This window comes from Frankia sp. CeRuru1, from assembly GCF_977966315.1.
Genome location: NZ_CDWWEW010000207.1, coordinates 1 through 9080, shown reverse-complemented (window position 1 = coordinate 9080; position 9080 = coordinate 1). Strand labels below are relative to the sequence as shown.

Here is a 9080-nt window from a genome sequence, read left to right as displayed (position 1 = left end):
CCGTTCCCCCGTCCCGCCCGGGCCGTTACCCACCATGCGCTCGCTCGCGTTCCCGGGGGACTACTTCCTGGAGCTGTGAGGATGGGGGGGATGCGATCGGTTTCCCATGTCTACCCGGGCGATCTCACGTTCCGCCGTGCGACCAAGGCCGACGTCGCGGCGATCGTCGAGCTCGTCGAGTCCGCGTACCGGGGGGAGCCCAGTCGCGCGGGGTGGACCACCGAGGCCGATCTGCTCGCCGGGCGGCGGACCGACGCCGCCGCGGTCGGCGCGGCACTGGCGGCGCCGGACAGCGTGGTCCTGCTCGCGCAGGACCCGGACGGAACCCTCCTCGGCTGCTGCCACGTGGAACGACGGGTCGAGCCACCGGCCCGGTCGGAGCACGCGGCGACCGCGGCGACCGAGGTGACCCGGTCGGGGCATACCACCCGCGGGCAGGCTGACGCGGAGCGGTGTGGCCCGGATGCATCACCGTCGACCGGGTCCTACTTCGGCATGTTCGCAGTAAGCCCGACCCGCCAGGGCAACGGGCTCGGCGACACGCTGCTGCGGCTCGCCGAACGGCACGCCGTGACGGCCTGGTCCGCGGCCTGGATGGACCTGCTGGTCATCGCCCAACGGGCCGAACTGATCGCCTGGTATCAGCGGCGCGGATACGTCCTGACCACCAGAACGAGCCCGTTCCCCTACGACGACGAACGGTTCGGCCGGCCGCTGCGACCGGATCTCTACTTCGCCGTCCTCCGCAAGAGGTTCGGCGACCGCCCGGGGTTCAGCGACCGCTGAGCGTGCCGGACCGTCCGTGCCGGACCGTCAGCGCGTCTCCGGCGAGGTCGACGACCACCGCGGAACCGTCGTCGACCTCGCCGGCGATCATCTCCCGCCCGATCCGGGTCTCCACCTCGCGTTGCAGGTAGCGGCGCAGCGGGCGGGCGCCGTGGACTGGGTCGTAGCCCTGACGGGCGATGAACATCCTGGCCGGCTCGGTGATGTCCAGGGTGATGCGCCGATCCGCCAATCGGGCCCGCAGGTCGTCCACCAGCAGGTCGACGACCCGCTCGATCTCGGGCAGGGTCAGCGGGGAGAACAGCACGACTTCGTCGACCTGGTGAAGGAACTCGGGCCGGAAGGCCCGGCGCAGGTCGCCCGTGATCCGAGCGCGGACCTCGGGCCTGGCCGTCCCGTCGGCGTCCGGACCGCCCGTGAGCCGTTCGGACCCCACGCCGGAGGCCAGGATGACGACGGTGTCGCGGAAGTCGACGGTGCGTCCCCGGGCGTCGGTGAGCCGACCGTCGCCCAGGACCTGCGGCAGGACGTTGAGGACGTCGGCGTGTGCCTTCTCGATCTCGTCGAACAGCACCACCGCGTAGGGCTTGCGTCGTACCGCCTCGGTGAGCTGCCCGCCCTCGACGGGCCCGGTCTGGCCGGGTGGGGCGCCCAGCAGCCGGCCGACGCTGTGCCGCTCCTGGTACTCGCCCAGGTCGATGCGGATCAGACTGTCCTCGGAGTCGAACAGGGCCGTCGCCAGGGCCCGGGCCAGCTCGGTCTTCCCGACCCCCATCGGCCCGAGGAAGAGGAACGACCCGATCGGGCGGCGCGGGTTCCCGATGCCCGCGCGGGCCCGGAGCACCGTGTCGGCGACGAGCCGCACCGCCTCGTCTTGTCCGACGACCCGGGCGCGCAGGACCTGGTCGAGGCGTCGCAGCTTCTCCCGTTCCCCCTCGAGGAGCCGGGCCACCGGGATCCCCGTCCAGCGGGAGACCAGATCGGCGATCTCGTCGGCGGTCACCATCTCGCGCAGCAACCGGTGGCCGCCCCGCCGGGGGGTGAGCCGTTCGGACTCGTCGGCGAGCCGCCGGTCCAGTTCGGGCAGGCGGGTGTGGCGCAGCTCCGCCGCGGTCGCCAGGTCGTGTGCCCGTTCGGCCTCCTCGGCCCGCCGCCGGGCCTGTTCGATCTCCTCCCGCAGCCCCCGGACCCGCCGAATGGCCTGGCGTTCGGCCTCCCACCGCGCGCGCATCGCGTTCGCCGCGGCCCGCACGTCGGCGAGCTCCCCACGGAGCTGGTCCAGCCGGGCGATGCTCGCCGGATCGGATTCCTGCGCGAGCGCGGCCTCCTCGATCTCCAGTCGGACCACCTTGCGGGTGATCTCGTCGAGGGCGGTCGGCATCGAGTCGATGTCGGTGCGCAGCATGGCGCCCGCCTCGTCGACGAGGTCGATCGCCTTGTCCGGCAGGAAACGGTCGCTGATGTACCGATGGGACAGCACCGCAGCCGAGACCAGCGCCGCGTCGGCGATCCGAACCCCGTGGAAGATCTCCAACCGTCCTCGCAGCCCGCGCAGGATAGAGATGGTGTCCGTCGCTGATGGTTCATCGATTATGACGGTCTGGAGTCGGCGTGCGAACGCGGGGTCGGACTCGATCTGCCGGCGGTACTCCTCGAGTGTCGTCGTCCCGATCAGGTGCAGGTCGCCGCGGATCAGTAGCGGCTTGAGCACGTTGCCGGCATCCGTCGTCCTCTCGGCGGCACCCGCCCCCAGGACGGCGTGCAGTTCGTCGACGAACAGCAGGATCCGCCCCTCGGACGCCGTGACCTGGGCCATAACCGCCTTGAGTCGTTCCTCGAACGCACCGCGGTGCGCCGTCCCGGCCGCCAGCGCGCCCAGGTCGAGCTGGAACACCCTCCTGTTCCGCAGGCTGTCCGGAACGTCCCCGCGGAAGATCCGGTCGGCGAGGCCCTCGACGATCGCGGTCTTGCCGACTCCGGGGTCGCCGAGCAGCACGGGATTGTTCTTCGTCCGGCGGGACAGGATCTGGATCACTCGGCGGATCTCGGCGTCCCGCCCGATCAGGGGGTCGAGGCGGCCGTTGCGGGCGTCGGCGACGAGGTCGCGTCCGTACTTCTCCAGCGCGTCGTCCGTGGCCGTCGGCGAGGCGGAGACGATGCGCCGGTCTCCGCGCACCCGGGTCAGCGCGATGAGCAGGCGTTCCCGGGTCAGACCCTGCTCGTGCAGAATCCGGCCGGCCGGTGTCGTGGGTCCCTCCTCGAGCAGGGCCAGCAGCAGGTGCTCGACCGAGATGTACTCGTCGCCCAGGCGGTGTGTCTCCCGTTCGGCGGCGTCGAGGGCCCTGGACAGACGCTGCGTCATGTACACCTCGCCCGGTCGGACCCCCGGTCGGACCCCCGGTCCGGACACCCGCGGTCTGCGCTCCAGCTCCGCCTCCACCGCACTGGTGAGGGCGGGTGGGGTAGCACCCGATGCGACCATGAGGCGCGGGACCAGTCCGTCCGGCTGCTCGACGAGCGCGGCGAGCAGATGTTCCCCGTCGACCTCGGTGTGGCCGAACCGCATCGCCCTGGTCTGGGCCGCCTTCAGCGCGTCCTGGGCGCTCTCGGTCAGCTTGGTCGACTTCATCGGTACTCCTCGCCGGGGCCGGCACGGCCGGGGCCGTCGCGATGGCCGCGGATGCGCTGTTCGAGTTCGTCGATGCGGTCGCGCAGGTCCAGCACGACGCCGGTGGCCGCATAGGTAATGCCGAGGTCGCGGCGCAGCCGTTCGATGCGCACCGCCTGCCCGACCGCGCAGACCGGCAGCCACCACTGCCCCGCCTGGCCGACGCGCACGTCGAGCAGGCCGAGGGCGACCAACCGGCGGACGATGTCCGGGCCCAGCCGGGTGCGCAGGCAGAAGGAGTCCAGCCCGAGAAGATCCAGACCGGGTTCGACGCCGCCCAGGTGGGTGATCCCGGTGACCGGGACGGTCGGGACGGTCGGGTCGGGATCGCTTCCGGCTGCCCTTCCCACGATTACCTCCTGCTGATGGATGCCTCCTGCTGATGGGCCGATCCGGTGGTCCCCCGCCCACCTGGGGATGTGGAGGGCCGGTCCGGAGGAGCACACCGCCCGTGCGGCGGAGACCGGGCCTGGGCGCGGGTACGGTCGAGCCGGATCATCTCCGGGTAGCGGTCCGATTACCCATGTGGTCGTAGGCCGGACCCGGTTACCCATGTGACCGTAGGTCGAACCCGATGGCGTTCGCAACCAGAGGTGACGACTCCACGACGGATAGGTGTGGTCTCCGGGGATGGCCGCGCCCGCCATGCGCCCACGGGCACGACGTCCGATTTCCGCCAGCATGCGAGACGGGACTCGTCGAGAGTAGGTGGAGTGATGACGGACCAGAGCCGCTACGAGGCGCTGCGCAGCCGGGACGCGCGCTTCGATGGCGCGTTCTTCTTCGCCGTCACCACTACCGGCATCTACTGCCGCCCGAGTTGTCCAGCCGTCACGCCGAAGCGAGAGAACGTCCGGTTCTTTCCGACGGCCGCGGCGGCGCAGGGCTCGGGCTTCCGGGCGTGCCGGCGGTGCCGTCCCGACGCGGTGCCCGGCTCGGCCGAATGGAACGTTCGCGCCGACGTGGTCGGCCGTGCGATGCGGCTGATCGGCGACGGCGTGGTCGACCGGGAAGGTGTCTCGGGGCTCGCGGCGCGCCTGGGCTACAGCGTGCGGCAGCTTCAACGGCAGATGAACGCGGAGGTGGGCGCGGCACCACTCGCGCTGGCCCGTGCACAGCGGGCGCATACCGCGCGGGTACTGCTCCAGACCACCGACCTGGCGGCGACGGGCATCGCCTTTGCGGCCGGGTTCGCGAGCGTCCGGCAGTTCAACGACACCATCAGGATGATCTATGCCGCCACGCCGAGCGAACTGCGGGGCGGGCGCCCGGCGCGTCCGCGCGGCCCTGGCGGACGCCGCGGCCTGGCGGCCCTGGCGCTCCTACGCCATGCACCATCTGTGGGGGGCCGGGAGCGGAGGACCATCGTCGGGTCAGTCGCCGGACCAGTCACGAGTCGACGACGGCACCGGTCCGCGGAGGATCGATGGCACGGGAAAGGATGACAGCCGATGACCGTCTACACGACCCTGGACAGCCCGCTGGGCGAGCTGCTGCTGGTGGGAGAGGAACTGGTGGGAGAGGAATCGGGCGGCGTGGCGGGCGGGACCGCCCTGAGCTCCCTGTCCATGCCTGAGCAGAGGGGATCCGTGACGGTGGCGCCGCACTGGCGGCGTGCCCCGAGGTCCTTCACCGAGGCCGCCCGGCAGATCGAGGAGTACTTCGCCGGCGAGCGCCGGGTCTTCGAGTTGGAGTTCCTCACCCATGGCACTGCGTTCCAGGAACGGGTCTGGCGGGCGCTGGAGGCCATCCCGTACGGGACGACGACCAGCTACGGCCGCCTCGCTGAACGGACCGGCGCCGCCCGCGGCGACGTGCGGGCCGTGGGCGCCGCGGTCGGCGCGAACCCCCTGCTGCTCGTGCGTCCCTGCCACCGCGTGATCGGAGCCGACGGCACCCTGCGCGGCTACGCGGCCGGACTCGCCCGCAAGGAGGCGCTGCTGCGCCATGAGGGGGTACTCGCGCCGATGTTGGATGCGCCGATGTTGGACGCGGCGGCGGCCTGGTCGTGACGGGTACTACTGGCCTGGCCATGACGGGTACCGGCCGGCTACCGTCACCGGACGATGTCGACTGGGCGCCGATCGGAGCAGAGCTGGACGTGGTGGGCTGCGCGCTCACCCCTGGGATCCTCACCCCGGCGCAGTGCCACGCCCTCGCGGAACTGTACGACGAGACGCGGCACTTCCGCTCCACGGTCGACATGGCCCGGCACCGGTTCGGGTCAGGAGAGTACCGATACTTCGGCTATCCGCTCCCAGAACTGGTCCAGCGGCTGCGCGAGACGCTCTACCCGCACCTGCTGCCCGTCGCCCGGGATTGGGCCGGTCGACTTGGCCGGCCGGCCCCGTGGCCGGACACCCTCGGCTCCTGGCTCGGCCGGTGCCACCAGGCTGGGCAGACCAGGCCGACGCCGCTGCTGCTGCGTTACGGCCGGGGTGACTGGAACGCGCTGCATCGCGACATCTATGGGGAACTCGTCTTCCCGCTCCAGGTCGTCATCGGCCTCGACGTGCCGGGCGAGGACTACACCGGCGGGGAGTTCCTGCTCGTCGAGCAGCGCATGCGCGCCCAGTCCCGCGGAACCTCCCTCGTCCTGCCGCAGGGGCACGCGCTGGTCTTCACGACCCGGGACCGGCCGGTGCGCTCCGCCCGCGGCTGGTCCGCCTCGGCGGTGCGCCACGGGGCGAGCACCGTCCGCTCGGGCCGGCGTCACGCCCTCGGCCTGGTCTTCCACGACGCTGCGTGACGCATCTACCCAGCAGTGGGAGCCAGTAGTGGGAGCGGTTGTGTGGCCGGGCTGGTAGGGCTGGTAGGGCCGGTAAGGCTGGCGACTGCCGGCGGGATGATCATCAATGCCATCGCCTCGGTGGGGGCAGCACGCCTGGCCGGGGAACGCCGTCTACGCGGCGACGAAGGCCGCGGGAGGCGGCCTGGGCGATGGTTCAGCGTGCCGCGCCAGGCGCGTCGTTCGCCTGGGCGAACGAGTTTGGGGGGAGCTGGACACGGTTTTCGGGGGCGAAAGCGTATCCAGCTCCCCTGGACGCCTGCGAAGCGCCGCCGTGTCTCCTCGATGCTTTTGTCGACCTCGGCGTGGCTGATCTGGTCGGTGAAGGCGAGACGCTGGAGGGTGAGGTGCAGTCCTTCGGCCGGTACTGGGTCGAGGACGGGCAGGCGTAGCCGGTCCAGGCTGGCGAAGCGGACCCAGTCGTCGACGACTGGGTCCGCGGTGCGCGAGGTGGTCAACCTCGCTGTCAGCGACACCGCTAGGGACGGCTCGCGGGCAGCAGTGGCGCGGTGCGCAGCAGCGCCAGCAGCGGCCGGACCTCGTCGGGCACCGGCTCGGAGAACGTCCGCACCGCGTGCTCCCCGGGCCGGTCGATCTCCAGGGTGTAGACGAACCGGTCCGCGCCGATGTCGTGCCGCTCCCGGGCCTCGGTGGAACCCCGGGGCGTGGTGGAACCCCGGGGCGCGGTGGAACCCCGGGCCTCGGTGGAATCTACCTGACCGGCATCCGCGGCGTCCGTTGTGGCCGCGAGATCGCCGTGATGCACCGCCTCGCGGGCCAGGCGGCGCAGGTTCTCGGCCTCCTGCTTACTGAGATCGGCCGTGTCCAGACCGCGGCGCACGCTGCGCCCGAGAAGCCCACCGGAACGCTCCAGCACGACCCGTACACGTTCCGCGGTGCGCGCCATGAGCCATATTGTGCGCCGTCAGCCGTCAGCCGTCACACGCGCCGGGCGTACATGATGACGGCGACGCCGAGCAGGCAGATCGCGGCTCCGGTGAGGTCGTAGCGGTCGGGTCGGAAGCCGTCGACGGTCACGCCCCAGAGCAGGGAACCGGCGACGAAGACCCCGCCGTAGGCGGCGAGGACCCGGCCGAAGTGCGCGTCCGGCTGGAGGGTCGCGACGAAGCCGTAGGCGGCCAGGAACCCGATCCCGAGCCCCACCCAGACCGGCCCGCGGTGCTCGCGCACGCCCTGCCACACGAGCCAGGCACCACCGATCTCCGTGACCGCGGCCACCATGAACAGCAGCAGAGACCGGACGACGCCCACGTGCTTCACGATAGTCAGTATCCTCCCGGCATCGTCATCTTCCCGGCATCGTCCTGCGGCCTCGGAATCCTGTGGCCGGAATCTCGTCGTTACCTCGCCCGTGTTTTCACCCCGTCCGCACCGCGTAGTGTCGCACGGGTACACCGCTCTTTTTCGATGGTTTCCGATGGTAGGACGTCCTGTGATCTTCGGGTGGGGGAAGGGTGCTCGGTATGAATGTCGTACGGGATCCGGAACTGATTACCGGCGGGCCGATGCCGCGGCTCGAACCGGATTCGGTGGGCGGTCCCGCTCCGCATCATTTTCCCGGTGCGTTCGGGGAGAACACCTCGCCCGCGGCGGGTGAACTCGACGATGGCGGCATCCGACTGCTCGCCCCCGATGGTTCGCTGGTCACCGATTCTCGGTTCTCGGTGCTCGCCGACCACGAGCTGCGCATGGAGTTCTACACCTCCATGCTCCTGGCCCGCCGGCTGGACGAGGAGGCCACGGCCCTGCAACGTCAGGGTGAGCTGGTCCTGTGGATTCCGCTGCGGGGGCAGGAGGCCGCGCAAGTCGGATCCGCCGCGGCCGCGCGTCCCCGGGATTACCTCTTCCCCAGTTACCGGGAACACGCGGTCGCCTGGCACCGCGGTGTCCCGGCGGTCGAGGTGATTCGGCTGCTGCGGGGAGTGAGTCACGATGGCTGGGATACGCACCGTCACAATATGGCTAATTACACGATTGTTCTGGCGGCCCAGACGCTGCACGCCGTCGGTTTCGGGATGGGGGTGCTCCTTGACGGCGCCGCCGGCACCGGCACCGGCGGCACTGGCGGCACCGGCACCGACACCGGCGACACCGATACCGACCTGGCGGTGATGGTGTATCTCGGTGACGGTGCGATGAGCCAGGGTGATGCCAACGAGGCATTCGTGTGGGCGGCGAGTTTCGGTGCGCCCGTCGTCTTCTTCTGCCAGAATAATCAGTGGGCGATTTCCACGCCGAGCCGGCGGCAGTCCCCGGTGTGGTTGGCCCGCCGGGCCGACGGGTTCGGCTTCCCCGGCCTGCGCGTCGACGGTAACGACGTGCTCGCGGTGCATGCGGTGACCACCTGGGCGCTCGACCATGCGCGCAGCGGTCGCGGCCCGGTGCTCATCGAGGCCAACACCTACCGGATGGCCCCGCATACCACCTCCGACGACGCGACCCGCTACCAGCCGCCGGAGGAGATCATCGCCTGGCAGGCCCGGGATCCCATCGAGCGCCTCCGTCGGCTGCTCGCCGCCGATGTTGAGGCCGGCTGGTTTGACGAGGTCCGCCGGCGGGCCGACGCCGCCGCGGCCGATCTGCGCCGGGACACCCTCGCCCTCGACCCGCCGGACCCCTCCTCGATGCTCGACCATGTCGCCGCGGAGGAGACGGCCGATCAGCGCCGGCAACGGGAGTGGTTCGCCGCGTACCGCGACTCGTTCCTCTGAGGATGATCTGAGGATGACGGGACTCGTTTCTCTGCGGGTGGCGGTCATATCCTCGCCGGGTAAGGGAAGGACGTTCCGCCACCAGCGGCGAGGAGCTCCCCATGCG

Annotated in this window: 10 protein-coding genes; 6 read left to right on the top strand and 4 right to left on the bottom strand. The window is 71.1% G+C overall.

Annotated features, from left to right (window positions below):
- Window positions 1-81 precede the first annotated feature (81 nt).
- Entirely contained in the window at window positions 82-786 is a 705-nt protein-coding gene (locus AC08OP_RS15255) for a GNAT family N-acetyltransferase (protein ID WP_476614808.1), read from the top strand.
- Here the strand turns inward: AC08OP_RS15255 and AC08OP_RS15250 are convergent.
- The gene (locus AC08OP_RS15250; RefSeq protein WP_476614807.1) at window positions 773-3415 is read right to left on the bottom strand and encodes an ATP-dependent Clp protease ATP-binding subunit; all 2643 of its coding nucleotides are present in this window, start codon (window positions 3413-3415) and stop codon (window positions 773-775) included. The two genes, AC08OP_RS15255 and AC08OP_RS15250, sit on opposite strands and share 14 nt — an antisense overlap.
- Window positions 3412-3804 (bottom strand): chaperone modulator CbpM, encoded by a 393-nt coding sequence (locus AC08OP_RS15245; protein ID WP_476614806.1) that lies wholly within the window; start codon window positions 3802-3804, stop codon window positions 3412-3414. Before AC08OP_RS15245 ends, AC08OP_RS15250 begins: the two co-directional genes overlap by 4 nt.
- A gap of 366 nt (window positions 3805-4170) precedes the next feature.
- Between AC08OP_RS15245 and AC08OP_RS15240 the strand changes: the two genes are divergently transcribed.
- The 4 genes from AC08OP_RS15240 (at window position 4171) to AC08OP_RS15225 (ending at window position 6634) form a co-directional block, all read left to right on the top strand.
- Window positions 4171-4899, top strand: a complete 729-nt coding sequence (locus AC08OP_RS15240; RefSeq protein WP_476614805.1) for a bifunctional transcriptional activator/DNA repair enzyme AdaA — start codon at window positions 4171-4173, stop codon at window positions 4897-4899.
- 6 nt (window positions 4900-4905) lie between these two features.
- Window positions 4906-5466 carry a methylated-DNA--[protein]-cysteine S-methyltransferase gene (locus AC08OP_RS15235; protein ID WP_476614804.1) on the top strand — a complete coding sequence of 187 codons (561 nt, stop codon included), beginning with the start codon at window positions 4906-4908 and terminating at the stop codon, window positions 5464-5466.
- Between the two features lie 20 nt (window positions 5467-5486).
- Window positions 5487-6203: a 2OG-Fe(II) oxygenase gene (locus AC08OP_RS15230; RefSeq protein WP_476614803.1), complete on the top strand. Its 717-nt coding sequence runs from the start codon at window positions 5487-5489 to the stop codon at window positions 6201-6203.
- Between the two features lie 191 nt (window positions 6204-6394).
- Complete coding sequence (locus AC08OP_RS15225; protein ID WP_476614802.1) at window positions 6395-6634, top strand: hypothetical protein; 240 nt, start codon at window positions 6395-6397, stop codon at window positions 6632-6634.
- A gap of 86 nt (window positions 6635-6720) precedes the next feature.
- On the opposite strand, the gene AC08OP_RS15220 is transcribed toward AC08OP_RS15225, so the two are convergent.
- Both AC08OP_RS15220 and AC08OP_RS15215 read right to left on the bottom strand, forming a co-directional pair.
- Window positions 6721-7149: a hypothetical protein gene (locus AC08OP_RS15220; protein ID WP_476614801.1), complete on the bottom strand. Its 429-nt coding sequence runs from the start codon at window positions 7147-7149 to the stop codon at window positions 6721-6723.
- 32 nt (window positions 7150-7181) lie between these two features.
- Window positions 7182-7514, bottom strand: a complete 333-nt coding sequence (locus tag AC08OP_RS15215) for a YnfA family protein (protein WP_476614809.1) — start codon at window positions 7512-7514, stop codon at window positions 7182-7184.
- 212 nt (window positions 7515-7726) lie between these two features.
- On the opposite strand from AC08OP_RS15215, the gene AC08OP_RS15210 reads away from it, so the two are divergent.
- Window positions 7727-8974, top strand: a complete 1248-nt coding sequence (locus tag AC08OP_RS15210) for a thiamine pyrophosphate-dependent enzyme (protein WP_476614800.1) — start codon at window positions 7727-7729, stop codon at window positions 8972-8974.
- The last annotated feature ends 106 nt before the right edge of the window (window positions 8975-9080 follow it).